Source organism: Lawsonibacter sp. JLR.KK007 (assembly GCF_036941135.1).
In the GTDB taxonomy this organism is placed as follows: Bacteria; Bacillota; Clostridia; order Oscillospirales; family Oscillospiraceae; genus Lawsonibacter.
Genome location: NZ_JAYWSY010000003.1, coordinates 541,809 through 567,983, shown reverse-complemented (window position 1 = coordinate 567,983; position 26,175 = coordinate 541,809). Strand labels below are relative to the sequence as shown.

Annotated in this window: 23 protein-coding genes; 2 read left to right on the top strand and 21 right to left on the bottom strand. The window is 60.1% G+C overall.

The window, feature by feature from the left end:
• The first annotated feature begins 5 nt into the window (after positions 1–5).
• Positions 6–1,037 (top strand): threonine aldolase family protein, encoded by a 1,032-nt coding sequence (locus tag VV088_RS21050; protein ID WP_334602613.1) that lies wholly within the window; start codon positions 6–8, stop codon positions 1,035–1,037.
• Complete coding sequence (locus VV088_RS21045; RefSeq protein ID WP_334602612.1) at positions 1,034–2,233, top strand: transglutaminase domain-containing protein; 1,200 nt, start codon at positions 1,034–1,036, stop codon at positions 2,231–2,233. The genes VV088_RS21050 and VV088_RS21045 overlap by 4 nt, the downstream gene beginning before the upstream one ends.
• A 51-nt stretch (positions 2,234–2,284) precedes the next feature.
• Here VV088_RS21045 and argF read toward each other — a convergent pair whose 3' ends face one another.
• The 21 genes from argF to VV088_RS20940 all read right to left on the bottom strand — a co-directional run bounded on the left by argF (position 2,285) and on the right by VV088_RS20940 (position 26,170).
• Positions 2,285–3,208: an ornithine carbamoyltransferase gene (gene argF, locus VV088_RS21040; protein WP_334602611.1), complete on the bottom strand. Its 924-nt coding sequence runs from the start codon at positions 3,206–3,208 to the stop codon at positions 2,285–2,287.
• Positions 3,209–3,221: 13 nt separating this feature from the next.
• Positions 3,222–4,076 carry an acetylglutamate kinase gene (argB, locus tag VV088_RS21035; protein WP_334602610.1) on the bottom strand — a complete coding sequence of 285 codons (855 nt, stop codon included), beginning with the start codon at positions 4,074–4,076 and terminating at the stop codon, positions 3,222–3,224.
• 22 nt (positions 4,077–4,098) lie between these two features.
• Complete coding sequence (gene argJ, locus VV088_RS21030; protein WP_334602609.1) at positions 4,099–5,322, bottom strand: bifunctional glutamate N-acetyltransferase/amino-acid acetyltransferase ArgJ; 1,224 nt, start codon at positions 5,320–5,322, stop codon at positions 4,099–4,101.
• A gap of 13 nt (positions 5,323–5,335) precedes the next feature.
• Entirely contained in the window at positions 5,336–6,715 is a 1,380-nt protein-coding gene (argH, locus tag VV088_RS21025; protein ID WP_334602608.1) for an argininosuccinate lyase, read from the bottom strand.
• A gap of 18 nt (positions 6,716–6,733) precedes the next feature.
• Positions 6,734–7,351, bottom strand: coding sequence for a flavodoxin family protein (locus tag VV088_RS21020; RefSeq protein ID WP_334602606.1), 618 nt, complete (start codon positions 7,349–7,351; stop codon positions 6,734–6,736).
• 44 nt (positions 7,352–7,395) lie between these two features.
• Positions 7,396–8,610, bottom strand: coding sequence for an argininosuccinate synthase (locus tag VV088_RS21015; RefSeq protein WP_334602605.1), 1,215 nt, complete (start codon positions 8,608–8,610; stop codon positions 7,396–7,398).
• A gap of 242 nt (positions 8,611–8,852) precedes the next feature.
• On the bottom strand, positions 8,853–10,070 hold the full coding sequence (gene fliB / locus VV088_RS21010) for a flagellin lysine-N-methylase (RefSeq protein ID WP_334602604.1): 1,218 nt from the start codon (positions 10,068–10,070) through the stop codon (positions 8,853–8,855).
• A gap of 13 nt (positions 10,071–10,083) precedes the next feature.
• A complete protein-coding gene (locus tag VV088_RS21005) occupies positions 10,084–10,647 on the bottom strand; it encodes a chromate transporter (protein WP_334602603.1) in 564 nt (187 codons plus the stop codon).
• Complete coding sequence (locus tag VV088_RS21000) at positions 10,644–11,243, bottom strand: chromate transporter (RefSeq protein WP_334602602.1); 600 nt, start codon at positions 11,241–11,243, stop codon at positions 10,644–10,646. Before VV088_RS21000 ends, VV088_RS21005 begins: the two co-directional genes overlap by 4 nt.
• A gap of 15 nt (positions 11,244–11,258) precedes the next feature.
• Positions 11,259–12,347 carry a redox-regulated ATPase YchF gene (gene ychF, locus VV088_RS20995; protein ID WP_334602601.1) on the bottom strand — a complete coding sequence of 363 codons (1,089 nt, stop codon included), beginning with the start codon at positions 12,345–12,347 and terminating at the stop codon, positions 11,259–11,261.
• Positions 12,348–13,020: 673 nt separating this feature from the next.
• Complete coding sequence (locus tag VV088_RS20990) at positions 13,021–13,566, bottom strand: hypothetical protein (protein WP_334602600.1); 546 nt, start codon at positions 13,564–13,566, stop codon at positions 13,021–13,023.
• Positions 13,567–13,698: 132 nt separating this feature from the next.
• Complete coding sequence (locus tag VV088_RS20985; RefSeq protein ID WP_334602599.1) at positions 13,699–16,074, bottom strand: ABC transporter permease; 2,376 nt, start codon at positions 16,072–16,074, stop codon at positions 13,699–13,701.
• 14 nt (positions 16,075–16,088) lie between these two features.
• Complete coding sequence (locus VV088_RS20980) at positions 16,089–18,491, bottom strand: ABC transporter permease (RefSeq protein ID WP_334602598.1); 2,403 nt, start codon at positions 18,489–18,491, stop codon at positions 16,089–16,091.
• Positions 18,492–18,536: 45 nt separating this feature from the next.
• Complete coding sequence (locus VV088_RS20975; RefSeq protein ID WP_334602597.1) at positions 18,537–20,921, bottom strand: FtsX-like permease family protein; 2,385 nt, start codon at positions 20,919–20,921, stop codon at positions 18,537–18,539.
• Between the two features lie 13 nt (positions 20,922–20,934).
• A complete protein-coding gene (locus VV088_RS20970) occupies positions 20,935–21,600 on the bottom strand; it encodes an ABC transporter ATP-binding protein (RefSeq protein WP_251317034.1) in 666 nt (221 codons plus the stop codon).
• Positions 21,601–21,786: 186 nt separating this feature from the next.
• Positions 21,787–22,812, bottom strand: coding sequence for a sensor histidine kinase (locus tag VV088_RS20965; RefSeq protein ID WP_334602596.1), 1,026 nt, complete (start codon positions 22,810–22,812; stop codon positions 21,787–21,789).
• On the bottom strand, positions 22,809–23,498 hold the full coding sequence (locus VV088_RS20960) for a response regulator transcription factor (RefSeq protein ID WP_334602595.1): 690 nt from the start codon (positions 23,496–23,498) through the stop codon (positions 22,809–22,811). Before VV088_RS20960 ends, VV088_RS20965 begins: the two co-directional genes overlap by 4 nt.
• A 124-nt stretch (positions 23,499–23,622) precedes the next feature.
• On the bottom strand, positions 23,623–24,642 hold the full coding sequence (locus VV088_RS20955) for a hypothetical protein (protein ID WP_334602594.1): 1,020 nt from the start codon (positions 24,640–24,642) through the stop codon (positions 23,623–23,625).
• Positions 24,623–25,330, bottom strand: a complete 708-nt coding sequence (locus VV088_RS20950; protein ID WP_334602593.1) for an ABC transporter ATP-binding protein — start codon at positions 25,328–25,330, stop codon at positions 24,623–24,625. The genes VV088_RS20955 and VV088_RS20950 overlap by 20 nt, the downstream gene beginning before the upstream one ends.
• Before the next feature lie 2 nt (positions 25,331–25,332).
• Positions 25,333–25,509, bottom strand: coding sequence for a hypothetical protein (locus tag VV088_RS20945; RefSeq protein ID WP_334602592.1), 177 nt, complete (start codon positions 25,507–25,509; stop codon positions 25,333–25,335).
• Between the two features lie 145 nt (positions 25,510–25,654).
• Positions 25,655–26,170 (bottom strand): AAA family ATPase, encoded by a 516-nt coding sequence (locus tag VV088_RS20940; RefSeq protein WP_334602591.1) that lies wholly within the window; start codon positions 26,168–26,170, stop codon positions 25,655–25,657.
• Between the last annotated feature and the right edge of the window lie 5 nt (positions 26,171–26,175).

Sequence of the window (26,175 nt, the reverse complement as noted above, 5' to 3'; positions counted from 1 at the left end):
CGAATATGATCCGGTTTGAATGCGACTACACCACCGGGGCCCACCCAAAAATTCTGGAGGCCCTGGTGAACACCAACGATGAAGCCTGTCCCGGCTACGGAGTGGACCTCCACTGCGAACGGGCCCGGGCCATGCTCCGGGAGCTGTGTCAGGCCCCCGAGGCCGGGGTCCACTTCCTGGTAGGCGGCACTCAGGCCAACGCCACCATCATCTCCGCCGCGCTGCGCCCCCATCAAGGGGCGCTGTGCGCCGAGACGGGCCATATCAACACCCATGAGACCGGGGCCATCGAGGCCGCCGGCCACAAGGTGCTGGCCCTGCCCGCCTCGGAGGGCAAAATTACCGCCCAACAGATTCACGACTACTGCGAGGCTCACCACACCAACCCGGCCTGGGAGCACACGGTCCAGCCGGGAATGGTGTACCTCTCCCACCCCACCGAGCTGGGGACGGTGTACACCCTGGCGGAGCTGGAGGCCATCCATGAGACCTGCAAACGGTGGCGGCTGCCCCTGTTTGTGGACGGAGCCCGGCTGGCGGCCGGCCTGGCAGCATCTGACATCACCCTGCCCGACCTGGCCCGGCTGTGCGACGCGTTCTACCTGGGGGGCACCAAAGCGGGGCTACTCTTCGGGGAAGCGGTGGTCATCCCCAACCCCAATCTAAACCACGATTTCCGCTATCTTATCAAGCAGCACGGCGGGATGCTGGCCAAGGGCCGGCTGCTGGGGGTCCAGTTTGAAGCCTTCCTCACCGACGGGCTGTTCCTGGAAATTGGCCAAAAGGAGGTGGCCCAGGCTCTGCGCATCCGGGACGCCTTCCAGGCCAAGGGCTGTCCCCTCTTTGTGGACTCCCCCACCAACCAGCAGTTCCCCGTGCTGACCAACGGCGGGGTGTCAGTCCTGAAGAGCAAATACTCCTTTGAGGTCTGGGAGAAGGTGGACCAGGCCCACACCGCCGTCCGGTTCTGCACCTCCTGGTCCACCACGGACGCGGATGTGGACGCGCTGATAGAAGACATCCGGGGGCTTCCATGAGACGGCGCCTTTCTCTGCTGCTGGCCCTGGTCCTGCTGCTGCCGGGGTGCGGAAAAAAGGAAAATGAGACCACCACTCAGCCCTGCGAGGTGATTGCCCGGGTCATGTGGGCCTGTACCTCTGAATGTTGGGAGGACGACGGCCTGTTCCGCTGGTATCTCTACGCCGGAGCGCAGCAGCAGGGATTTGGCGAGGAGGAGGAATACCACAGCGACGAGGAGATGAATACCCTCCTCTCTGATTTCTACGGTCTGGAGGACCTGGACTGGTATGACGCGGCCATCGTCCGCATGGAAGGAGTCAGAGCCTTTGAACTGGCTGTGCTCTCGGTGCCGAAGAGCAACCAGGATACGGTTGTACAAGCCTTCCAGGAGCATCTGCTGGACCGGCAGGGGGCCTTTACCGGCTATGCCCCTGAGCAGGCCGCTTTGGTGGAGAACGGCAAGGTCCTCACCTGCGGCCAGGAGGTGGCCCTGCTCATCTGCGAAAATGTCCCCGACGCCCAGAGCGCCTTTGAGCGCTGCTACGGCGACGGCATCTTCGCTGAGGGAGTCCCGGATTTTCTCCGCCCTGAGCCGGAAAAGCGACCTGACGGGCGCTATATCTACACCGACCCTCAGACCGACGACATGACCCTCTTTGACAATTCGGACATCCTGGCCGCATGGGAGAGCGGGGACGACTCCGGCCTGTCCAAGGAGGACAAGGCGGTCCTGAAAGCGGCGGAGGCGGTGTTTGCCGGGCAGGTCGCCCCAGGGATGACCGACTACGACAAAGAATATGCCCTGTACGTCTGGCTTACCGGAACTGTCAGCTACGACCAGCGGCACTACGAGAAAAGCGGCGCGCCCCGGACCTCCTACGAGCCCTACGGTCCGCTGATTGAGGGCAAGGGGGTCTGCCTGGGTTACGCCGAGACCTTCCGGCTGCTGATGGATATGGCAGGGATTGAATGTATCACCGTCACTGGGGCGGGCTTCCAGAACCGCGAGAATCACGCCTGGAACATGGTAAAGCTCAATGGGGAGTGGTACTGCGTTGACCCCACATGGGACCTGAATCCCGGAATCAATCAGGATGGGGAACCAGTATATGGCTACTTCAATGTCACCAGCGACGTTATGGCCCTTACCGACCACCAGTGGGACTACGACAGCGTGCCCGAGGCCACGGCAGAGGACTGTGGCCGCCCATAGCGCAAAAAAACAGACCTCCGGCCCAGTGCCGGAGGTCTGTTTTTTGATTCGTTACTGCTCCTCTTCCTTCATCAGCAGGTACATGACCGCCTTCTGGGCGTGGAGCCGGTTTTCCGCCTCGTCGAAGATCTCCTCCGCATGGGCCTCGAAGACGCCGGCGGTGATCTCCTCCCCCCGGTGGGCGGGGAGGCAGTGCTGCACCATGCAGCCGGAGTTGGTCAGGGCCATCAGCTCCTCGTTGATCTGGTAGCCCTGGAAGGCTTTTACCCGGACCGCCTTCTCCTCCTCCTGGCCCATGGAGGCCCATACGTCGGTGATCATCACGTCGGCGCCCGCGGCGGCCTCCTTGGGGGTGCGGAACAGGGAGAACTTGTGCTCCGGACTGCCCTTGGCAAAGTCCAGCACCTGCTGGTCGGGGTCGTAGCCCTCGGGACAGGCCACCGACACCTCCATCCCCATCTTCAGGCCGCCCACGATCAGGGAGTTGGCCATGTTGTTGCCGTCCCCGATGTAGCACATCTTCAGGCCCTCCAGCGCCGCCCGGTGCTCCCGAATGGTGAGCAGGTCGGCCAGCACCTGGCAGGGGTGGCAGAAGTCGGTCAGGCCGTTGATCACCGGGATCTGGGTGTACTGGGCCAGCCGCTCCACCTCCTCCTGGGCGAAGGTGCGGATCATGATGCCGTCGCAGTACCGGTCCAGCACCCGGGCGGTGTCCTCGATGGGTTCCCCCCGGCCGATCTGGCTCTCCTTGCCGGACAGAAACAGGGCGTGGCCCCCCAGCTGATACATGCCCGTTTCGAAGGACACCCGGGTGCGGGTGGAGTTTTTCTCGAAAATCATGGCCAGGGTCTTGCCCTTCAGGTAGTCCTTGTGGATGTTATGCTTGGTCTCGTATTTCAGCTGGTCCGCCGTATTCAGGATGGACACGATGTCCTCCTTGGACAGGTCCAGCAGCTTGAGCAGGTCTTTTTTCATGGAGAGGACCTCCTTAATTGGTGAGCATGGTGCCCACGCCGGCATCGGTGAGCAGCTCGGTGAGCAGGGAGTGGGGCACCCGGCCGTCCAGGATGACGGCGGACTTGACCCCGGAGCGGACCGCGTTGACACAGCAGTCCACCGGGTGGATCATATCCCCGGAGATGACCCCCTCCCGCACCAGGGCGGGGACGGAGGACAGCTGCAGCTCGGGGATGAGGGTAGCTTCGTCCGCGGGGTCCCGGAGCAGACCCCGGACCCCGGTGAGGAGGATCAGCTTTTCCGCCTTCAAGGCCACGGCCAGCTTGGCGGCGGCGGTGTCCGCGTTCACGTTGTAGGACACCATCTGGTCCATCCCCTGGGCCACGGGGGCCACCACGGGGATACAGCCGCTGTCCAGGGCGGCGGCGATGGTGGAGGGGTCCACCTTGGTCACGCTGCCCACCAGGCCATGCCGCTCGTCCAGCTGCCGCGCCTGGAACAGGCCGCCGTCCAGGCCGCACAGGCCCACGGCCTTGCCGCCCAGCCGGTTCATGGCGGCCACCAGGTCCTTGTTCACCTGGCCGCACAGCACCTGCTGCACCACCGGCATAATCTCCGCGCCGGTGCAGCGCAGGCCGCCCTCAAAGCGGGACTCCAGACCCAGCCGGGCCAGCATGGCGTCGATCTCCGTCCGGCCGCTGTGGAGCAGAACCACCCGCACCCCCACCAGGGAGAGCAGGATCATGTCGGAAATGGCGGCGTCCCGGGCCTCGCCGGGGACCGCGCTGCTGTCGTACTTGACGATGATGGTTTTGCCGGAAAACCGTTGGATATAGGGCAGGGCCTCAGCCAGCACCTGGGCCCGGTCGATCTCCTGGAAGGACATAGTCGGTTCCTCCTATCTTGTTTCAGCTGCGGTAATCGCCGTTGATGCGGACGTATTCCGCCGTCAGATCACAGCCCCAGCACTCGGCGGAGTCATCCCCCTCGTTCAGGTTGACGGCAATGACGGCCTCCTTCTGAGACAGGATCTCCGTGGCCTTGGCCTCGTCAAAGGGGACGCCGTCCCCCTGCCGGCAGACCAGAACGGACCCGGCCTCCGATGCAAAGGAGATGTCCACATGCTCGGGACGGAAGGGGGCTTTGGAGTAGCCCATGGCGGCCATAACCCGGCCCCAGTTGGCGTCGGCGCCGCACATGGCGGCCTTCACCAGGGAGGAGCCCACCACCGCCTTGGCCAGGCGCTCGGCGCTCTCCTCGCTGCGGGCGCCGGTTATCCTGCAGGTGACCAGCTTGCCGGCCCCCTCGCCGTCTCCGGCGATGCTTCGCGCCAGTTGGCGGCAGACGTGGTCCAGCGCCTCCTTGAAGGCGGCGTAGCCCTCGTCCTTCCACTCGATGAGGGGGTTGCCCGCCATGCCGTTGGCCAGGATGACGCAGGTGTCGTTGGTGGAGGTGTCCCCGTCCACGGTGACCCGGTTGAAGGTCTTTTGGGCCGTGTCCCGCAGGGCGTCCTCCAGCAGCTCCAGGGTGATGGCGCAGTCGGTTGTGATGAAGCACAGCATGGTGCCCATATTGGGGTGGATCATGCCGGAGCCCTTGGCAATGGCCCCCAGGCGCACCTCCCTGCCCCCCACGGAGAAGGAGACGGCCAGCTCCTTCTTCACGGTATCGGTGGTCATGATCGCGGCGGCGGCCAGATCAGAGCCGTCATCAGACAGGGAGGCCGCCAGGGCGGGCATCCCCGCCTGGATGGCTCCAATGTTGATGGTCTGGCCGATGACTCCGGTGGAGCAGACGGCGAAGTCCGCCGCCTCCCGTCCGGTGGCCTGGGCGGCGGCGGCGCACATGGCCTCCGCGTTCTCGTGGCTGCCGGGACAGCAGGCATTGGCGTTGCCGCTGTTGGCTACGATGCCCCAGGCGGTGCCGTCCTCCAGGTGGTCCATGGTCACGTAGATGGGGGCCGCCTTCACCCGGTTCAGGGTATACACCCCGGCGGCGGTACACTCCTTTTCGGAGAGAATCATGGCTAAGTCGTTTTTGTCCGGGCTGCTGGTGGCCTTCACGCCGCAGTGGACGCCGCCCGCCTTGAAGCCCTGGGCGGCGCACACGCCGCCGGTGATTTCGTTGAACATCGTTGTCTCTCCTTTACCGCCGCGCGGCCACAAATTCTTCGATCAGGCTGATCTGCTTCTCCACGCTCTCCTTAGCGGGGCCGCCGTAGACCTTGCGGCCGTTGACGCAGGTCTTCAGGGCCAGGGCCTGGTACACGTCGGTGTCGAACAGGCCGGAGATGGCCCGGAAGTCCCGGAGGGTGAGGGTGTCCAGGGTGTCCCCCGTCTTGAGGCACAGGTTGACCAGACGGCCCACGATCATATACGCCTCCCGGAAGGGCAGGCCCTTCTTCACCAGATAGTCGGCGCAGTCGGTGGCGTTGATAAAGCCGCCCGCCGCCGCCCGGGCCATGTCCTTGGACCGGACGGTGAGGGTGTCCACCATGGCGGCGAAGACGGGCAGGCACAGCTCCACGGTATCGATGGCGTCGAAGGTGGCCTCCTTGTCCTCCTGCATATCCTTGTTGTAGGCCAGGGGGAGGGCTTTCATCACGGTGAGCAGGGTGACCAGCGCGCCGTACACCCGGCCCGTCTTGCCCCGGACCAGCTCGGCCACGTCGGGGTTCTTCTTCTGGGGCATGATGGAGGAGCCGGTGGAGTAGGCGTCGTCCAGGTCCACAAACTTGAACTCCCAGGAGCACCACAGGATGATCTCCTCGGAGAACCGGGACAGATGCATCATCAGGATGGACAGGGCGGACAGCAGCTCAATGGCGTAGTCCCGGTCGGAGACGGAATCCATGGAATTGTCGGTGGGCTTGGCGAAGCCCAGAGCGGCGGCGGTCTGAAAGCGGTCCACCGGGTAGGTGGAGGTGGCCAGGGCGCCCGCCCCCAGGGGGCATTCGTCCAGCCGCGCCAGACAGTCCTCCAGACGGGTGACGTCCCGCTTGAACATGTTGGCGTAGGCCATCATGTAGTGGCCGAAGGTGGTGGGCTGGGCCCGCTGCATGTGGGTGTAGCCGGGCATGACCGTCTCCAGATTGGCCTTGGCCTTCTTCACCAGCACCTCCTCCAGGTCCAGCACCTGAGTGATGAGGACGGGGATCTCGGAGCGGACATACAGCCGGGTGTCCACCGCCACCTGATCGTTCCGGGACCGGGCGGTGTGCAGCCGCTTGCCGGCCTCGCCCACCCGGTCGGTGAGCATGGCCTCGATGTTCATGTGGATGTCCTCGTTTTCCAGAGAAAACTCCACCTGACCGGCCTCGATGTCGGCCAGAATGGCCTTCAGCCCGGTGACGATGGTCTCGGCCTCGTGGGCCTCGATGATGCCGGTCCGGCCCAGCATCTCGGCGTGGGCGATGGACCCGGCGATGTCCTGCTGGTACAGCCGGGCGTCGAAGCCAATGGAGGAGTTAAAGTCGTTGACAAGGGTGTCGGTTTCCTTTTGAAACCGTCCGGCCCATAATTTCATAGGTATCGCTCCTTATTCCTAACGGATAAAATTGGTCCGCACAGGTTCTTCCTTTTCAGGCAGCCCGAACGCGTCCTTCCCCAGCCGAATGGACTTCATCAGGAAAGACATGTTCCGGGCCAGGGTCCGCATGGTCTGAAGGCCCTCCGCATCCTGCGCCGCCTCGCCGGGCAGACGGCCGTGGATGCTGTTCCAGTATTGGCTGGAAACCACAGGCATTCCGGAAATGGTGAAGAATTTGTTCAGCTCGTCAAAGGTGGCTGACAGCCCGCCCCGCCGGGCCACTGCCACAGCGGCGCCCACCTTCATGGTTTTGTCGAACTGGGTGCTGTAAAACAGCCGGGTGAGGAACGCCACCAAAGTGGCATTGGCCGAGGCAAAATACACCGGGCTGCCCACCACCAGGCCATCACTGGCTTCAAATTTAGCCGCCGTTTGATTCACCAGGTCGTCAAAGACGCACCGGCCCTTTTCGGCGCACCCGCCGCAGGCAATGCAGCCCCGGATATCCTGCCCCCCAATATGAAGCAGCTCAGTCTCGATCCCCTCTTGGGCGAAGACCTGTTCCATCTCTCTCAGCGCGATGCCGGTGTTTCCCCTGGCCTTGGGGCTGCCGTTAATCATCAAAATCTTCATCAGTATGCTCCTTACTGCTATTCCGCTCAGAGCGGGCCGGATGCTTACAGCTTCCTCTGCTCCCGCAGCGCCTGGACGGTGTCCGGCAGGCCCCACAGGTTGATGAAGCCGGTGGCGTCGTCCTGGTTGTAGTCGCTCTCCTCAAAGGTGACCAGATTCTCGGAATACAGGCTCTCGGGGGAGGTGACCGAGGCGGTAATGATGTTGCCCTTGTAGAGCTTCAGCTTTACGGCGCCGGTGACGTGCTCCTGGGTCTTGACCGCGAAGGCCTGGAGGGCCTCCCGCAGGGGGGTGAACCACTTGCCGTTGTACACCAGGTCGGCAAAGTCCACCGCCAGCTTACTCTTCATGTGCTTGGTGTCCTTGTCGATGGTGATCATCTCCAGCACCTCGTGGGCCCGGTAGAGGATGGTGCCGCCGGGAGTCTCATATACGCCCCGGTCCTTCATGCCCACCAGCCGGTTTTCCACGATGTCCAGCAGGCCGATGCCGTTCTTCCCGCCCAGGTCGTTGAGCCTGCGGATGATGTCGCTGGCCTTCATCTTCTCCCCATTGATGGCCACCGGCCAGCCCTTCTCAAAGTCCAGGGTGACGTAAGCGGCTTCATCGGGGGCCATGGCGGGGGAGACGCCCATCTCCAAAAAGCCGGGCTTGTCATACTGGGGCTCGTTGGCGGGGTCCTCCAGGTCCAGGCCCTCGTGGGACAGGTGCCACAGGTTCTTGTCCTTGGAGTAGTTGGTCTCCCGGCTGATCTTCAGGGGGACGTTGTGGGCCTCGGCGTAGTCGATCTCCTCGTCCCGGCCCTTGATGTCCCACTCCCGCCAGGGGGCGATGATCTTCATCTCGGGGGCGAACCGCTTGATGGCCAGCTCAAAGCGGACCTGATCATTGCCCTTGCCGGTGCAGCCGTGGCAGATGGCGTCGGCCCCCTCCTTCTTGGCGATCTCCACCAGCCGCCGGGCAATGATGGGCCGGGCGAAGGCGGTGCCCAGGAGATAGTCCTCATACTTGGCCCCCATCATCATGGAAGGGATGATCACCTCATCCACCATCTCGTCGGTCAGGTCCTCCACGTAGAGCTTGGAGGCGCCGGTCTTGAGGGCCTTCTCCTCCAGGCCGTCCAGCTCGGTGCCCTGGCCCACGTCGCCGGAGACGGCGATGATCTCCGGATCGTTGTAGTTCTCCTTCAGCCAGGGGATGATGATGGATGTATCCAAACCGCCGGAATATGCCAAAACAACCTTTTTTACGTCTGCCATGATTTGTTTCCCTCCAAAAATTCCAGATAAAGGGTGGACCTCCACCCTCTCCGTGTCTTATGGGGACAGTCTATCACGCTTTCCCCTGGATTGCAAGTGGATTTTTGCATGACTATACATTTTTTCGCCGGTTTTTTCCAGATATTTTCACCAAAAATGAATATTTATGCGATTATACTGCATATTTACCCGCATGCAAAAGAAGACGCCCTCCGTAAAAGGCGTCTTCCTTCTCAGGGCGCTCAGCCGCCCAGCAGAATGGCCATGTGCGCCAGCGAGGTGCTGCTGTTCTGGATCAGCTCATCCCGCAGCTGCGCCTGATTGCTCCGGTTATGGAGCAGCCGCCGGTTGGCCTGAACCAGCACATGGAACAGCCGCTCCCGGCTGACCTCCTTGTGACAGCCGCAGACAGCGGTGAAGCGGTAAAAGCTGTACATATTGCACAGGTTCACATACTCGTTCCACAGGTTTTCCGGGGATTCCAGACTGGGGAAGGTAGTGTAAAACACCAGGTTGACCATCAGATTTTCAAAGAAATGCTCCGAATGGCCCAGCAGTTCCTCCAGCTTGCCCTCCAGCTCCTGATAGCGGGACAGGTCGAGCTGAACGCTGCCTGTCCCCAGGAGGCTGCAGTCGTCGCTGACCGCGGCGCACAGCTCCTCCACCAGCTCCTTCTGGCTCTGGGAGTAGGCGCCCACCAGCACCCGGAGATTTTCACTGAGGTACATTCCCGTCTGCCGGGGCAGACGGACCAGCGCAGCGGACGCCGCGCCGGGGTCCCGCAGCAGGGCCTCGGACTGCTCCAGCCACCGGCCGGCCGTATCCGCAGCCTTCCAGTCCGCGTCCCGCAGGCGCTGGAGCAGCAGGCCCAGCAGCAGCATCCGCTGGGACAGCTTCAGCCTCCGCTCCTGGAGCACGTCGATGCACAGGGAGCGGATGTCCCCAAACCGCTCCGCCACCGGGGAGATCGGAACGCCGTCCCGCCACTCCGCCTTGGGCAGCGGCTCCTCCACAAAATCGATGCCCTCAGTCAGGTCCCAAAGCAGGGCCAGGACCCCCTCGCAGGCCGGTGACAGCGACCGCTCCAGCCCCGCGATGGTGTAGATCTGCCGCCTGGGGAAGTTCCGGCACACGCTGGGCAGGGTCTCCGCCCCGCACTCCAGCTGGAGGCGGCACAGCCCCTCCGGGGTGTGGAAGGTACACCGCCCGGTCTCGCGCACGGTAAACTCGGCATAATAGCCGTCGTGCTCCCGCTCCCGGAGCCGGCGCACGCACCGCGCCTCCTCCTCCAGCCCCGCCTCCTGGACCGCCCGCTTGACGGTCAGGTAGTCCTTTTTGTTGAATTCAATCCGCCAGTTGTCGTCACAGCAGTTGTCCTTGCAGGCCCCCATCACACAGTGGAAGTCCTGATAGAACCGTGGCATCAGCGCCGACTTGACTACAATTACTCGTTTCGCCATAGGAACACCTCATTCAAAATTGACATACCGCGCCGATCACTGCGGCGGCGGCAATAAAGACCACCGGATGCAGCTTCTTCAGCCGCTTGCTCTGCATGCACAGGAACACCGCCAGACTCAGGACCAGCGCGGGCCAGCGGACGGAGAAGGCGTGCTCCGCCGTCCCGCCTGCGGCCACCAGCACCGACAGGGCCACCGACAGTCCGGCGGAGGCGATCAGCGCCGTGGAGGCGGGGCGCAGTCCCTGGAAGACGGAGTCCACCGTCCGGGACTGGCGGAATTTCTGCAAAAACCCGGCAATGATCATGATAATGATGATGGACGGGGTGATCAACCCCACCGTAGCCACCACCGCGCCCAGCGGGCCCGCCGTGGCAAAGCCCACGTAGGTGGCCATGTTCACCCCCATGGGGCCGGGGGTGGACTCGGACACGGCGATCATGGTGGTCAGATCGGTGTCGGTAAACCAGCCTGTCTGGGCGCCCATATTCTGGAGGAAGGGAATGGTGGCCAGTCCGCCGCCCACGGCGAAGAGGCCCACCTTGGCAAACTCAAAAAACAGCCTCAGCAGGATCATTTCTCCGCACCGCCCTTCTTGCCCAGCCCGAACACCAGCCAGCCGGTCAGTCCGGCCAGCACGATGAGCACTGCCGGGGAGGTGGCCAGCTCCATCACGGAGGCCAGCGTCCCCGTACCGAAGCCGGTCAGGCTGCCCGCCGCAGCCAGGACCAGCACGCACAGAAAAATCGCGATGGCCGCCCCGTTTTTCAGGGTGGATTTGCCCAGCTTTACCACGCTGGAGGCGATCAGGGCCACTACGGCGGCGTTGATGCCGGCCAGGGCGTGGCGCACCATCGGGATGTCTGCGAAGTTGGACAGGAAGGCGGCGATGGCGGTGATGATGATCAGGGAGGGGAACACCACCCCCAGGGTGGCCAGAATGCCGCCGGGGATGCCCTTGTACTTAAATCCGATGAAGGTGGCGGTGTTGACGGCGATGATGCCGGGGGTACACTGGCCTACGGCGAAGTAGTCGGTGAGCTCCCCGTCGGTGGCCCAGCCCTTCTTCTCCACCACCTCCCGCTGGAGGATGGGCAGCATGGCGTAGCCTCCGCCGAAGGTGCACACCCCCACCTTGGCAAAGGTGAGGAACAGATCAAAATAGATGTTCACGGCGATGTCCTCCGCTTATACGTTAAACCGGAACAGGATGATGTCCCCGTCCTGGACCACGTACTCCTTGCCCTCGGAGCGGATCAACCCCTTCTCACGGGCGGCGGCCATAGTCCCGCAGGCCATCAGGCTGTCGTAGGAGACCACCTCGGCCCGGATGAAGCCCCGCTCAAAGTCGGAGTGGATCTTGCCTGCCGCCTGGGGGGCCTTGGTGCCCTGGGTGATGGTCCAGGCCCGGCACTCGTCCTCCCCGGAGGTGAGGTAAGAGATCAGGCCCAGCAGGGTGTAGCTGGCCTTCACCAGCCGGTCCAGGCCGCTCTCCGCCACCCCCAGGTCGTCCAAAAACAGCTGCTTCTCCTCCGGGGCCAGCTGGGCGATCTCCGCCTCCAGCTTGGCGCACACAGGGATCACCTGGGCTCCCTGCTCTCTGGCCCGCTGCTCCACCTGGGCGTAGTAGGGGACGGCGGAGGGGGCGGAGAAGCCGTCCTCGTCCAGGTTGGCGGCATAGATCACCGGCTTGAGGGACAGCAGCTCGCAGTCGGGGTACTCTGCGGAGATGTCCACCTGCGTATAGCTCCGGGCGGACTTTCCATCGTTGAGCCAGTCCCGCAGGCCCTCAAAGTCGGCGGCCTCCTGGAGGAATTTTTTGTCCCCCTTGGCGGCCTTTTTCGCCTTGTCGATGCGGCGCTCCACCATCTCCAGGTCGGCCATGACCAGCTCCAGGTCAATGGTGTCGATGTCCCGGATGGGGTCGGTGGCTCCCTCCACGTGAATCACGTTGTCGTCGTCAAAGCAGCGGACCACGTGGACGATGGCGTCGGTGACCCGGATGTTGCCCAAAAACTTGTTGCCCAGGCCCTCCCCCCGGCTGGCTCCCTTCACCAGACCGGCGATGTCCACAAACTCAATGACCGCCGGGGTGGTCTTTTTCGGGTGGTACATCTCGGATAACCTGTCCAGCCGGGCGTCCGGGACGGCCACCATGCCCACGTTGGGGTCGATGGTGCAGAAGGGATAGTTGGCGCTCTCCGCGCCGGCGTTGGTGATGGCGTTGAACAGGGTCGATTTGCCCACGTTGGGCAGACCCACGATGCCTAATTTCATATTGCTTTACATCTCCTTAACCAGTGAATCATCCGTCACAGCAGAGCCATAGTACCCATAGCGATATAGGCTTGTCGGATGGTTGAGCCTGCGTAACCGGCAGCCATTCCAGCCAGAATGTTCCTGCGGTGCGTGGGGCGCACATCCCGCAGAGGCACTTTGCCAATGACCGGCTGAAGGTTGTTTGCATACCTTATTCTTTGCCTTTCCAATTCTTTCTCACGATTCGGCTCCTTTCCCGCAAAGAAAGAGAGCACACTGCTGCACCACGAGTATAGCAGATACCGCTCTCTTTCTCAAGCGTTATTTTGCCGCTCTTTTTGATCGGTCATATTATGAGCTTCCGCTCAATATAATCCGCAAATCCCTTTTGAACGACAATAAAAGGTAAACAACCGGTCTGCCCGGCGGATGAAAAAGCTTGTGGAGGCAACTATGCTCATCAGGAAAGAAGAGTGCAAGGCCAATCTTCAGCCAAGCCAGCCATGATAAAAAGCTGTCACCCCCAATGCGGCCCCTATCACCGCTGCAATGAGGATCACGATGACACTTTTTTGTGTTCCTGGAACGATGCAAACAGGATGTTCCAATCCTCCATGTTCAAAATCTCCTTAAAATAGTTTATCTGCACAGAGGAACGCGGCGGTGTTCGAAAACCGCCGCGTTCCAGAAATTAAGAGAGCTGTTTGACTGTGGTGTGTTGACGCCGGTAGGTATCGTTGTCCTTCTGCTTCAGCTCCCGCTCCACCTGGGCCAGCTGACGCTCCAGATCCTTGAGCTTGGCCTCGTCGGTCTCGGTGTTGAGCCGCTGCTCCAGTTCCTGCTGCTTCTTTTTCAGTTTTTCGATCTCCCGGTCCACCTCGTCGGTATTGCCCTCCCAGACCTCGTCCTTGCCCTTTTTCCCCTCGGGACCCTTCGCGCCCTGGCCCGCCGGATCGGGTTCTCCGGCTTCAGGGGCGCCCTTCGGCTGTTCAGGTGCGTCCGCCGCCCGCTCCGGGTCGTCGAAGTAGATCTTGGGCTGGCCATCCTCATCCTTGCCCATCCAATAGCGGCCGGACGGCTCCTGGGGCTCCTCTGGAATGTATTCATCCATTACGGGCTTCCGCGGACGGCCCTGGACCTCCTCCTCGGGCTTCTGGCCCTTGGACGCTCCCAGCACCTTCTCAGCGGTTGTCAAAGGCTGGACCGCACCGGTATTCACACTGGAAATCGGCATCATAACTCATTCCTCCTTGAAGTTCTTACGCAGAATAGGGCTCTTACGCTGATCAGTTTATCGGGTGGAGCGTACGGCTTCAAGGCTCTTGTAACGAAATGCTCTCTGAACGTCATGAGATGTTCTGCGGGAACACTATTCCACCGCCCGCATCTGCTCGACCAAGGACTGCTTTCTCTGCCTGCTGACCGTCCAGGCGGACAGGAGAACTTCCAGGCCGAACAGCACCAGGAGAAACAGGCTCATTTCCAGTATCGGAAATTGGTAGGGCACGATCTCACCGGCAAAGGATTGCCGGCTGACCTCCCGGCACACCACAACTGCAATCGGAAGACCGATCAATAGGACAGCTAGAGCGGCAAAGGCCGCATAGCAGAGTCCTTCGCAAATGTTCATCCGGCATAGCTGCCTGCCGGTCAGGCCGACGGAGCGCAGGATGCTGTTTTCACGCTTCCGGGACATCTGGTTGGAGAGGGTCGTGTTGATCAGATTGACGACGCCAAAGAGGAAGATCAGCCAGGAGAGCGCCTTCATACTGCCGAAAATAAGGCCGCTCTGCATTTTCTCATACGCAATGCGCGTCCCGATGGTATCCAGCCCGAGATTGCTTCGGCTGGACAGAATTTCTTGCAGACCGGCTTCCACAGGCTCCGCTTTTTTCGGGTCGCTGACAATGCTCCAGGAGTAGTCAAAGTTTTCGATCTCAGGATGGAGTTCCCAAAACAGCTCCTCCGGCGCGAACAAAGCCACCGAATCCAAGCCAAGGGCTCCATGTCCGTTGCTTGTCCCCCTCGCCGGGTCAAGCAGGCCGGATATGGTGACGGTCACGGTCTCTTGACCCAGAGACAGCTCCATAGCGGCCCCGACATCCATCTCAGCGAGGTCCTTTTGATAGCTTGCGGCCAGAAGAACGCTGTGGACGTCCGCCGGCATAGCGCCGGATACCAGCGCGGCCTCCACCTCCTGCCGGTTTTCGTCCGTCAGAGCATCGCACATACCGGCCCCAGTACCTGCGGAGGTCCCGAATTTTGCGTGGAGAGACTGGCGGGTGACCAGCACATCCGTCACCCCGTCTATGGAGAGGATTTCCCGGCGCAACCCGTCATTCAGCGGGTTGCCCGCGGCCATGATTTCCTCCTCCGGCTGCTCCGAGGACAGGTATATCTTATAGTCCCCATTCGGGAAGTACAGCCTCGCGGCCTGCTCCGGCGAGCGGGTCAGAACTACGGAGGACACGATCAGCAGGAGGATGCCGCCCAGGCTGAGAGAGGCCGCGATGCTCACCGCCTTTTTCCGGTCCCGCCGGAAGTTTTCCAGTCCCATAGATACAGGGTTGAGCCTGATGCGTTTCGTCCGGCTGCGGACCCGTTCCTGTCCGGCGGAAAAGCGTACCGCCTCCAGCGGCGAGACACCGGCGGCGATCTTCACTGGCCTGCGGACGGAGACAGACACCATGAACCAGCAGGCCAGGACGGTCAGAAGCACAGCCAATCCATAGTAAGGCCCGTGGAACCCCTTGGGAAACAGGAGCAGCCCGCCGAGAACGCCCAGCAGCACGCCCAGGAAAATCCCAACGCCGCCCAGCCGGCGGCTCTCCTTTTTGACAATGCGCCGGATCTGTTTGGACGTCGCCCCGATGGTGCGCAGCTGCCCATAGCTCTGGATTTTATCCTGGACGGAGATACGGAATATGCTCTGGATGACCACATAGCCGCCAATCAGCGCCAGGGCCGCAACGCCGCCGGTGGCGGCAAAGTCAATGGACTTGGACGCATAGGCGAAGTAGCTGCTGTTCATGCCCACATGGGGGAGGCCATACCGGGCGGCAATGTCCCGGCAGCAGGCGGTCATGACCTCCTGGCTCAGCTGTTCAGCGTTCTGGAAATGCACATAGGCGCGATACCCGGCAGGATCAAATCCGCCCCACCGGGTCAAGGCCGCCTTGGAAACCGCAACGGCGCAGATGTTTCCCTCCTTTTCTCCCACGTTGGACAGAATACCGGTCACGGTGTAGTCTCCACGAAAGCTCTCGGTGTCCAATCGAACCGTTTCACCGATTTTGGCATGGGAGCCGTAGGCGGAGAGGAAATATTCGCTGACAGCGACCTCGTTCGCCTGTACCGGGAGTGCTCCCTTTACCAGCTCCATCTGGCTGCGGGCAATATGGATCATGTCGCTGTCGCAGTACACATAGGAGGCGTTGTACCCTTGCTCCGAATGCTCCTGCCCCAGCAGATAGTATTCGCCCACCCGGGCAAACTCCGGCAGATCTTTCAGCGCCGCCACATGGTCCGCCTCCACGCCGGTGAACACCGCCTCGTAGGTGTCGGCCACCTGATTGCGCTGGATCTGCGCCACAGAAGCGGACAGAATTGCCGCAAAGGAGATCAGGACTGCCGCCAGGGCCACGGCGATGACCACCATCAGGTTCCGGCGCTTCTCGCTGGCAAGGCTCCGCTTTGCCAGCTTCTTCACAACAGCGCCGGTGTCGTTCTCAAAGGGCCAGGTCATACGCTACCTCCAAATTAAACGCGCAGCTGCTCTATCAGAGACAGTTTGTTTTGATGTTTCAGTGCAGCCCATGTCACAGTAAGCGCGGATAAAATAACAAGTGTACTGTAAGCCAAGGCAATCTCAGAGGGGAAACGATAGTGCAGGTAAACCATCAGCCCACTTTTCAAATGAGAACACAGGGCAGCGCCAACGCCGCCGCCAATCAGCACGGAGAAAAACAGCCCTATCCCTGAAGTCATCAGGCTTTCACAGCGAACCATAGAAGACAGCTGCTTTTGGGACATTCCTACGCAGCGCATCAGGGCAAACTCTTTCCGGCGGATAATCACGCTGGTGAGGATCGTATTGACCAGATTCATCATGGCAAAGCAGCCGATGAAAGCGACGGTGACGGTCAGAACCAACTTCATCCCCTGTATAAAGTTTTCGTTCTGAGCAATGGCGGCGGATAGCGACGTCACGCTGAGGCCAGTGGTTTCCTTCAAAATCTGGTCGATCTCAGCCTCGGCCCGTGCCTCCCTATCATCGGAGACACGAAGCGCGAGCTGGTACATGGTGTCGCAGGACACAAGATTATTCATAACATCCACCGGAAGCATCAGCATATCAAGTTTATCGCTGTTGCCGCCAATTTTTCTCTGATCAAGCACAGCGCCAACTGTAAAACTTCTTTGATAGCTGTCACTTCCATCAAAAATCGTTAATTCGAGTGTTTGCCCGGCCTCTGCCCGAATCCCATAGTCTCGTTCCAGAGAATCGGGACGGCCGACAATCAACAGATTTTGCTCCACCAGGGCATTATATTCCAGATCGGCTTGGCTGCTCCGGCAAGCACATATCAAATCCATATCGTCACGGTTGAAGCCAACAATCGAGATTTCGGATTCCGCCGCCTCTGGCGCAAAAGCTGCCGGGAGATAGTGATATTCTGTCATCGCTTCCAGACCCGAAACCATGCGCAGAGAATCTTTCAAACTGTCTGTAAAAGGTGCGGAAGCCTGCACCTGCTCCAGCGGGTCATTCCGCAGCCGTTCGTCACTGATGTTGATGATAAACTGGCCCCTGGGGAAGCCTGACAGGGACATATCCCTTGCGTTGATGGAGGAAAGCACCGATGACAGCCCCATAAGCAGGACGCCGGTAAGAACCAGTGACAGGACGGTCAGCACATTCTTTTTCCGGTTGGTGGAAATATGCTTTTTTGCCAGCATAACCGGTGAGATCTTCTCCGACAGCCTTGCCTGCCGCTTTTTTCCGCTCTGCTGTCCCATATAGCGGGAGGCGTCTATGGGGGATACGGACGCGGCGAGTCTGGCGGGTTTTCGGAGGGAGAGCCTCACCGTCAGATAAATCAGGACGATCACCATAGGCCATACCCACAACAGGCTGGCGGGCCGGAACCCTTGCGGGATCAGCAGACAGGAGAATATGGTTCCTGCTGCCAGACCGATGGGGATAGATGTTGCTGACAGCGTAAAGCCCTCACGAAACACCATCCGTTTGATTTGCCGGCCTGTCATGCCAATCGTCCGTAATTGCCCATACTCCTTGATGGAGTTGACGATGGCAATGTAGAAGATGCAATAGATCACCAGGATACAGGCCACGATGATCACCGCCAATCCAGCTGCCGCCGTCCCAATCAGGAAAAGAGATGGTTTTGACAGGTTGATGTACGCCTCGTTGAAGGATGGGATTTTTCTGATTCCCGCGTGGTCAAGCATTTCCACTACCAGCTTTTCGATTTCCGCTTTAGAAGCGGCCGTTCCGGTGTTTACCCGGATCATGGCAGATGGAGAAAATGTGTCCCAGCCGCCTTGAGCTAAAAAATACTGCTCAGAGACGATCCCCGCGTACAAGGACCTGCCGGTTCCAGAAGCTGCTGTCTCCAAGTACCCGCAAATCGAAAATACCGTTTCATCCTGTGTGCCGGGCATAGCAATCGAAATGCTGTCACCAATTCCTGCATCCAACTTCAGATAATCCAAATAGTCTTTTTCAATGAGTATTTCGTGTTCCGCCTCCGGCATCCGTCCATCAGATACCGTCAGGCCGTTCAGCGTGAGGGCATCGGTATTGGAGTATGAGAGATTCAGTCTCCCATTTCCAGCTTTGATACCCCCCAGTGAAACAGTCAGACCGGTCAGCACAGACTCTTGTTCTGCCTGAAGGCGCTCAAACTCTTCCTGACTAACGCCGGAAATAAGCGCATGGTAAGAGCCTGTCACGCTGTTCCCACCGCTTCTGTTTACTGCTGCGATACCTGAAATCAACAGCAGCACCGCGGACATGAGCATGGCAGCTAATGCGATTGCAAAGATTGAGATCCTTTTTTGAAGCTTGCTGTACTTCAATTTGGCAGATGCTATTTTATAAATCACCGCACTGGTGTCGTTTTCAAAAGGCCAGGTCATAATAACATACCTCCTTCGACTGTAACCGTTCCATTCCGGGCGGGGTCAGTCCAACGCCTTGATCCGCTCCACCAGAGACAGCCTTCTGGTATAGCGGACCGCGCAGGCGGAGAACACCCCCTGCACCAGAAGCAGCGCGGCGGCGAACAGCAGCACCTGGAGCGCCGGGAAATGGTAGGTGAGCGTTCCGAACAGGCCAATCTGATTGAATACCTTACAGACAACCAGACTGCACATCGTCCCCAGAGTCAGGGTGACCAGCAGCGTGATCCCCACATAGTACAGGCACTCAAAGGACAGCATGTTAGACAGCTGCCGGTCGCTCATGCCTACGGACTGGAACACGCCGAACTCCTGCTGGCGGGTGAGCAGATTGGTAATCAGGGTGTTGGCAAGGTTAATCAGGGAAAACACAAAGATAAAGACTAAAATGCCGTAATCCCGGGCCAGCTCGCCCCGCAGGCCCCGCTCCAGCTCGGCGGACAGGTCGTCCAGGCCGGAAACCGCCACCCGCTGGTCGGACACGGCGCCAAATACCGCCCGCCGCAGCTGATCACTGTCCTGCTCCGTGTGGAGATTGACGTAGCCGGTAAAGTCCGAAATCTCAGGATAAAGGGTGGACAGCTCCTCCTCGGGCAGAATGAAGAAATGAGTCGAGCTGCCGATCTGAACATCCTGCACGATGCCCATGACGGTATAGGTCTTGGACTGTCCGTTGTAGCAGGAAACGGTAATGCTATCCCCAACCTGATAGCCGGTCCGATAGATTTCCTTCAGCGCGCTGCCGGCGGGACAGACCAGGATGCCGTCCCCGTCCAGCAGCTGCCGGTAGTCCGCGGTTCCCTCCAGAACCCCGCTGCCCGCGTACATCTCCGTCATATCCTCCCGGGAAATTCCCCTGACAACAAAGGGTTCATGCTCGCTGTTGCCCGGAATCGCGCTGATGGCTGGAATTTCCACACAGGTCAGGCTGTAGGCCGTGATATAATCCACGCCGGGCAGGGCGGCCAGCTCCTCCCGCAGAGTCTGGCCCAAGGGGTTCTCCCTCTGCATCTCCACAAATTCCCGGCCCGCGAAGTCCTCATATTGCAGCAGATACTGGCTCCGGTCTCCAAATTGGGCCTGGGCCATTTCTTTGACGTCCACTGAATTTGCGTAAGCGGAAACGCACAGCAGCAGAATCCCGGTCAGGCCCAGGGAGAGGGTGGTAACGAACGCCTTTTTCCGGTTTCGGGAGAAATTCATCCAGGCCAGACGGGGCATGGTCAGGCGGCGGTGGAGCTGCCTGGAAACGCTGGGGCCCTGCTGCTGGGAATAGGCGGTGGTGCGGATGGCCTCAATGGCGGAGACCTTTCCTGCCATCGCCATAGGTTTCCGGGTGGCAATCAGGACGGTGCCATAGGTCAGGAGGGAGACCACCACAGCGGATCGGATGTTGTCCCCCCAGGACCAGTAGCCGGGAACGGCGATCAACGCAATACCTGCGGCGCAAATCAGCCCCAGGGGGATGGCGATGGCGGTCAGGAAGCGGCGCTCCCGCTTGACCACCCGCTTGAGCTGTCTGGGCGTGGTCCCCAGCACCTTCAGACGGCCGTACTCCCGCATTTTTCCCATGACGGAGATATAGAAGATGTTGTAGATCACGATGGCGCAGACCACGGCAATCAGCACCGCCGCGGCATAGACCTCCATCCCGTTTCCCAGGTAGAGGTCCACCATGCCAAAGTAGCTGGAGCTGTAAAAGGTACGGTCCTCCGGGATGCCCATTTCCGCAAAAAACTGCTCAATGTCCGCCCGAAGCTGGGCCGGCTCCATACCCTGGCTCCCGGCAAAGCGGAACCGCAGCTCATAGGGACTCTCCGGCTCCACGGCGGTCTCCGAAATCCAAACCGTGAAAATACGGCTGATGTTCTCTGTTTCCAGAATACCTGTGACCGTATAGCTCCTTTCCCCATCGTCCAGGTCCAGAACGACAGTCTGACCAACCTCCTCTGGCAAACCGAAGTAGCGGAAAAAGGCGCGCTCCACACACAGCTCGTTTTCCCCCTGGGGATAGGTCCCGGTAATCCTGCCATAGCCCATCAGGTCGATCATCTCCGGGCTGACATAGCTGACCTGTAAAATGCTGTCCTCATGGCGGGCGGTTCCTGCCTCGACGGTACAGCCCCATTTTTCAAACCTGCCGTCATCCGCAAGCCGGACGACCTCCTCCCGGGTCAGCCCGACGCACCCGGCCTGATACTGTCCCAGAATACCATCCAGGGTTTTCAGCTGCTGGGCGGAGTAGAGAAAGCAGAGGGTCCCCATGAGGCAGACGGCCAGGGCGATGGTGAGGATGACAAACACGCTCCGGCGCTTGTCGGCTTTGATGCTGCGGCTCGCCAGCTTCTTCTCCACCGCGCTGGTGTCGTTTTCAAAAGGCCAAGTCATCGCCGCCACCCCCTCAGCCCACGATTTTGCCGTCCTCGATCCGCACGATGCGGTCGGCCAGCTGGGCGATCTCGTTGTTGTGGGTGATCATCACAATGGTCTGGTTGAACTGCGTGCTGGTGCGCTTGAGCAGGCCCAGCACGTCGGCGCTGGTCTTGCTGTCCAGGTTGCCGGTGGGCTCGTCGGCCAGGACAATGGCCGGCTTGGTAATCAAGGCCCGGGCAATCGCCACCCGCTGCTGCTGTCCGCCGGAGAGGTTGTTGGGCATATTTTGCAGCTTATCCTCCAGGGCCAGCATGTGGACGATTTCGTCCATGAACTTCTGGTCCACCGTGTCCCCGTCCAGCTCCACCGGCAGGACGATGTTCTCGTAGACATTCAGAATGGGGACCAGGTTGTAGTTCTGAAAGATGAAGCCAATGTTTCGGCGGCGGAAGATGGTCAGCTCCTCGTCGTTCTTCTTTGCCAGCTCGTCCCCCCGGACGATGACACTACCGGAGGTGGGGGTGTCCAGCCCGCCCATCATATTGAGCAGGGTGGACTTGCCGCTGCCGGATGTGCCCACCACGGCCACAAACTCCCCCTGCTCCACTGAGAGGTTGACCCCATCCAGGGCGCGGGTGATGTTCGGCTCGCTGCCATACTGCTTTTTCAGGTCGATGGTCTGTAATACGTTCATTTTCGTCTGCTCCTTTCACGGCTGTTCGCCTGTCCCGCAGAGATTGTATCTGTGTTTCCCCCGCCTCCGGCGGGGGAAACACGCAAATTTTGCGGACGTTCTCGCCTGTTGCAGAGCGATTGTAAAATCCAAATGTCTCAGAAATGTCCGAATTGGAGCTTTGAATGTGAATTTTTTGTGAACAGTTTATCGCCGGGGCAGGAACACGGAAAAGGTAGACCCCCGGCCAACCTCCGAGGCCACCTTGATATAGCCGCCCTGCCGGGAAATGATCTCCCGGGCCAGATACAGGCCGATGCCCACTCCCGGTTGGTCGTGGACCTCCTCTTCCCGGTAAAAACGCCGGAAGATAGCGGCCTGGCGGCTCTCCGGGATGCCCTTACCGGTGTCGGCCACATCCAGCTTGACATACATCTCCCACTGCTCCACCGATACGCTGATCTTCCCGCCCGCCGGGGTGTACTTCACTGCGTTGTCCAACAGATTGAACAGGGCCTCCGCCGTCCACTTGCTGTCGTGGGACACCCGCAGGTCGTCAGGGCACTGTACCTCCACAGAGACGCCCTTTTGCTCCGCCCCGTAGACGATGCCGCTCATAGCCTGGGCCAGCGTGTCCAGCAGCGGCGCGTCCTTCTTTTCCAGGGTGACCGCCCCGGTCTCCAGGCGGGAGGCTTTCCCCATAGACTGCACCAGAAATTCCAGCTTATCTGTCTGGCTGCGGATGCCCTGCAAGAAGTCCCGCCGTTCCTGCTCGGTAACGGGCTTTGCCAGCAGGGTATCCGTCACCATTTTCAGATTTGCCACTGGCGTTTTCACCTGATGGGAGATATCCGACACCAGCGTTTGCAGTTCCCGCCGCTCTTCGTCCACCCTGCGCCGGTTTTCCTGGAGGATGTTATATAGCCGGGAGAGGCGGTAGCTGATGCGGGCGAAGATGGTCTCACGGTCTTCGGCTCTGGCCGGCTCTTGGCCGCCGCTGATCATGCTGTCCATAGTCTGGCACAGGTCGTTGGTGAAGCGGGACAGCCGCCTGGCGAAAAACAGCGTCAGGAGGAACATCCAAAAAAGAGCGCAGGCCGTCAGCAGCGCGCCGGCCAGCAGCACCCACCCCTGGCCCGTCAGGTTGGAGAGGAGGAAGGTGAGCACCAGCATGGAGGCAGCCGCGCCGGTTTCCACCAGCAGGAACATCGTCTTGACCGAAACGCGCCTCATTTCCGCTCGCCTCCCGTCCACTGGTAGCCGATGCCGTAGATGGTCTTGATATAGGTGTCGCCCTCCGCCTCGATCTTGCCCCGGATGCGGCTGATGGAGGTGGTCAGGGTGTGCTCGTCCACAAATTTCTCGTCCACGTCCCACAGCCGCTCCAGGAGCCGCTGCCGGGTCAGGACCTGGCGGGGATTTTTGCAGAACAGGTAGAGCATCTTGTACTCCATGGAGGAGAGAGTCAGAGGCTTCCCGTTCAGGGTGGCGGACTGCTCCGAGAAGTCCAGGAACAGCCTGCCGTCGTCGTAGAGATCCTTTGCCGGTCTGTGGTGCTCCAGCATGGCGAACATGGCACGGATCTTCCGCTGCAAGGCCCCAATGGAGAAGGGTTTGGTGATGTAGTCCACCGCTCCCGCCTCATAACCTCGGAGTTGATCGCTCTCCTGGTCGTTGGCGGTGAGGAAGATCACCACCGTGTCCGGGTGCTCCGGCTTAATCAGCCCGCACAGGTCATAGCCGTTCCCGTCCGGCAGATTGATGTCCAGCAGCACCAGGTCGTATTCTGTCCCGGCCAGCAGAGCTGCGGCGGTTCTGGCATTCAGGGCGGGGGTCACATCCCAGCCGTCAGAACTCAGGTTGTAGGCTAACGTTTTATTCAAAAGGGCGTCGTCCTCCACAATCAGTATCCGTTTCATGGCCCAGCCTCCTTTGGGTGATAAGGGCAGTATAACAGATAAATGTCCGCGAAATGTTACAGCGGACTGTCTTTTTGAAAAAAGTTTGCCTGAGCGATTCCGTCCGCCCAGGCAGAAAATCTGTTCAAATCATACCCACCAGCCCGGCCAGCAGGAGCATGACGGCGGGCACAACATATTTTCGCGGGTGGTGCCAGAGGTCGCTCTCGATCTTCCAGCCCCGGATGGGACAGTACCACTCCAGCAGGACGGAGCCGGACGCGCTCAGCAGAGCGAAGACCGCCGCCGTCAGAGCGTGGAGCGGGCCGATCCCGCCGAGTTGGATCTGCCAGCTGCACAGGAAAACCGTGTCCGCCACCAGATTGCACCCGAAAATAAACAGGCAATAGGGGACACAGAACGCCTTGCCCTGCCCCGGCAGGAACCGCACCGCCCGCTCCAGGGCCGGGTCGCAGGACAGCAGGATGCAGATGGGGGTGTTCAGGGAGAGGATGGCAAAGCCGATGGGCAGGACGAACCGGGCCTCCATCTGCCCCAGCAGCACCGGCAGGACGCAGGCCACGCCCCACATAGCTGCGGTGTTGACCAGATAATTTTTGTGGGCCATCAGATAGCGGAACAGATAACGCCGCACAGAATAGCGGCGGTGGACTTTGACCGTCCGCCCGCGGCTGGCTGGCCGGACATAAAAGGCATAGGCGTCCACGCGGCCCAGGCGCAGGGGATAGAGACAGGATACGATCACAATGGCGGCCAGGGCGCAGAGGATACTGCCCAAAATCTCCGCCCAACTCCATTCGGAGACTGCCCAGACCACCGCCAGCAGGCCGGCGGTTTGGGTGAGCAGGGTGTAGGCCCCCAGGGCGGCCATATAGGAAAACACCAGGGTCCGGCCCTCAAAGGGGAGCATGAACATATTTTCCAGATTAGCCCGGCTGTCCCCGGCGGAGAGAGCCTGCCACATGACCCCGGCGGAGAAGGCACCGGACATCAGGTACAGGATGGAGGGGGCAATCTCCACTTGGAACCCGGCGATGTGCAGGCCCCAAAAGATTACCAGATCCAGAAAGAGCGTCCGAATCAGCCGCTCATAGTGCACGCCAAACAGCTTTTTGGCGGTGACGTCAAAGCTCATTTTCATCATGCAGGGCCTCCCGAATGTTGGCGGCGTTGAGTTCACCGCCCTCAAAGCTCCGGCGGATCTGGCCGTCCTCCAGAACCAGTACCCGGTCGGAGGTCAGGGTGATGCTCTCCAGGATGTGGGAGGAGAACAGAACCGTCCCGTACTCCTTGTACCCGGCGATCAGCTGGTACAGGTACTCTGTGCTCTGAAAGTCCAGTCCGTTTACCGGTTCGTCCAGCAGAAGAAGCGGCCGTTTCAGGGCGAAGGCGGTGATCAGGAACACTTTTTTCTGATTGCCGGTGGACAGGTCTTTCAGCAGAGTGTCGGTGTAGTCCTCAAAGCGAAAGCCCCGCACCAGCTCCGCCACGTCGGGCAATTTCGTTTTGTACGCCGCCGCCGCATAGGACAGGTACTCCCGGAAGGTGAAATACTGGAAAGAGTTGTCCTCGGCAAAGACGGTATACCGGCTCAGCTTGAAGCCCTTATCTCGGAAGGTAACCAGCTGGCCGTTCAGGCGGATGCCGTCACAGCGGAAGCCCTCATGGAGACCGGACAGGGTTTTCAAGAAGGTGGTCTTCCCGGCCCCGTTCAGGCCGATCAGCCCCACCACCTCATGGGGCCGCATCTGGAGGGAGAAGCCGGACAGCACGTTTTTCCCCTTGCTGTACCAGGCGCGGAGGTTTTGCAGCTCCAGGATGTTCCCGTCCATGGTCAGCTCCCCCTCTTATCGTTCTTTGCCTTGTTCCAGGACACGCAGGCGGAATACCCGAAGGCCGCCCCCATCAGGACGTAGAGCCCGGCCCACTCCAGATTGCCGGACACGCCGCTGACGGCCGCCGCCGCCAGCCAGATCAGAGCCAGAATACCGCGAATCACAACATGACGCATAACAGATTCCTCCTTGAAGCGGTTGCTTCCTTTGATGTATCTGCATCATAGCAGAAAACCGGGCGCTGTGCGGGAATGTCCGCAAACGGTTGGGTTTTGACCGCGAAAAGGGGCGCTTACCCACAGAGGGTAAGCGCCCGGTAAGCTAAAATTCCAGGGAAATATCGTATTCATCGTCGATCAGCACATAATTCATCGCATATTTTTGGGCAAATTCCAGCATCCGTGCATTATCGGCAAGCACGCCCTCCATTGTGCAGCCATCGTCATCCAAACGATTTTCAATCACACTTGCGTATCCCTTTATATCGGGAAAATGATTTCTTATGTAGTTCTCGCTCATAATCAGGCAAACATATTTGATGTGGTCGAGATACTTCCCCTCAAAATCCTTTTTCCAGTCAAAAGGGATATAGCACCCCTCGACGGTAAGGTTTTGCCCGTTCTCTACGGCGGTTTTGATCATTTCACGAACAATGGGCCATAAATATGCCGTGAGGTCAGCATCCGCGCTCAGTGGAGTAAGCTCCGTATGTCCGCTCCGAATCAGCCCCATTTTCAGATGGTCTATTGATAAGTAGGGATATTTATGTTTTTCGAGCAGCTTCTGAGCAAGGACTGTCTTTCCAGTGTGTGATGCTCCCATTATTAAAATAATCATATAGT

What these genes read in the sequence shown, in the direction of transcription:
- VV088_RS20955 (WP_334602594.1), bottom strand. Translation starts at nt 24,642, where the DNA reads ATGATGAAAATGAGCTTTGACGTCACCGCCAAAAAGCTGTTTGGCGTG.
- VV088_RS21045 (WP_334602612.1), top strand. Translation starts at nt 1,034, where the DNA reads ATGAGACGGCGCCTTTCTCTGCTGCTGGCCCTGGTCCTGCTGCTGCCG.
- argJ (WP_334602609.1), bottom strand. Translation starts at nt 5,322, where the DNA reads ATGTTCAACGAAATCACCGGCGGCGTGTGCGCCGCCCAGGGCTTCAAG.
- argB (WP_334602610.1), bottom strand. Translation starts at nt 4,076, where the DNA reads ATGTCCTTCCAGGAGATCGACCGGGCCCAGGTGCTGGCTGAGGCCCTG.
- argF (WP_334602611.1), bottom strand. Translation starts at nt 3,208, where the DNA reads ATGAAAAAAGACCTGCTCAAGCTGCTGGACCTGTCCAAGGAGGACATC.
- VV088_RS21015 (WP_334602605.1), bottom strand. Translation starts at nt 8,610, where the DNA reads ATGGCAGACGTAAAAAAGGTTGTTTTGGCATATTCCGGCGGTTTGGAT.
- VV088_RS21005 (WP_334602603.1), bottom strand. Translation starts at nt 10,647, where the DNA reads ATGATCCTGCTGAGGCTGTTTTTTGAGTTTGCCAAGGTGGGCCTCTTC.
- fliB (WP_334602604.1), bottom strand. Translation starts at nt 10,070, where the DNA reads ATGGCGAAACGAGTAATTGTAGTCAAGTCGGCGCTGATGCCACGGTTC.
- VV088_RS20975 (WP_334602597.1), bottom strand. Translation starts at nt 20,921, where the DNA reads ATGACTTGGCCTTTTGAAAACGACACCAGCGCGGTGGAGAAGAAGCTG.
- VV088_RS21050 (WP_334602613.1), top strand. Translation starts at nt 6, where the DNA reads ATGATCCGGTTTGAATGCGACTACACCACCGGGGCCCACCCAAAAATT.
- VV088_RS20950 (WP_334602593.1), bottom strand. Translation starts at nt 25,330, where the DNA reads ATGGACGGGAACATCCTGGAGCTGCAAAACCTCCGCGCCTGGTACAGC.
- VV088_RS20965 (WP_334602596.1), bottom strand. Translation starts at nt 22,812, where the DNA reads ATGAGGCGCGTTTCGGTCAAGACGATGTTCCTGCTGGTGGAAACCGGC.
- VV088_RS20990 (WP_334602600.1), bottom strand. Translation starts at nt 13,566, where the DNA reads ATGATGCCGATTTCCAGTGTGAATACCGGTGCGGTCCAGCCTTTGACA.
- VV088_RS20980 (WP_334602598.1), bottom strand. Translation starts at nt 18,491, where the DNA reads ATGACCTGGCCTTTTGAAAACGACACCAGTGCGGTGATTTATAAAATA.
- VV088_RS20970 (WP_251317034.1), bottom strand. Translation starts at nt 21,600, where the DNA reads ATGAACGTATTACAGACCATCGACCTGAAAAAGCAGTATGGCAGCGAG.
- argH (WP_334602608.1), bottom strand. Translation starts at nt 6,715, where the DNA reads ATGAAATTATGGGCCGGACGGTTTCAAAAGGAAACCGACACCCTTGTC.
- VV088_RS20960 (WP_334602595.1), bottom strand. Translation starts at nt 23,498, where the DNA reads ATGAAACGGATACTGATTGTGGAGGACGACGCCCTTTTGAATAAAACG.
- ychF (WP_334602601.1), bottom strand. Translation starts at nt 12,347, where the DNA reads ATGAAATTAGGCATCGTGGGTCTGCCCAACGTGGGCAAATCGACCCTG.
- VV088_RS20940 (WP_334602591.1), bottom strand. Translation starts at nt 26,170, where the DNA reads ATGATTATTTTAATAATGGGAGCATCACACACTGGAAAGACAGTCCTT.
- VV088_RS21020 (WP_334602606.1), bottom strand. Translation starts at nt 7,351, where the DNA reads ATGAAGATTTTGATGATTAACGGCAGCCCCAAGGCCAGGGGAAACACC.
- VV088_RS20985 (WP_334602599.1), bottom strand. Translation starts at nt 16,074, where the DNA reads ATGACCTGGCCCTTTGAGAACGACACCGGCGCTGTTGTGAAGAAGCTG.
- VV088_RS20945 (WP_334602592.1), bottom strand. Translation starts at nt 25,509, where the DNA reads ATGCGTCATGTTGTGATTCGCGGTATTCTGGCTCTGATCTGGCTGGCG.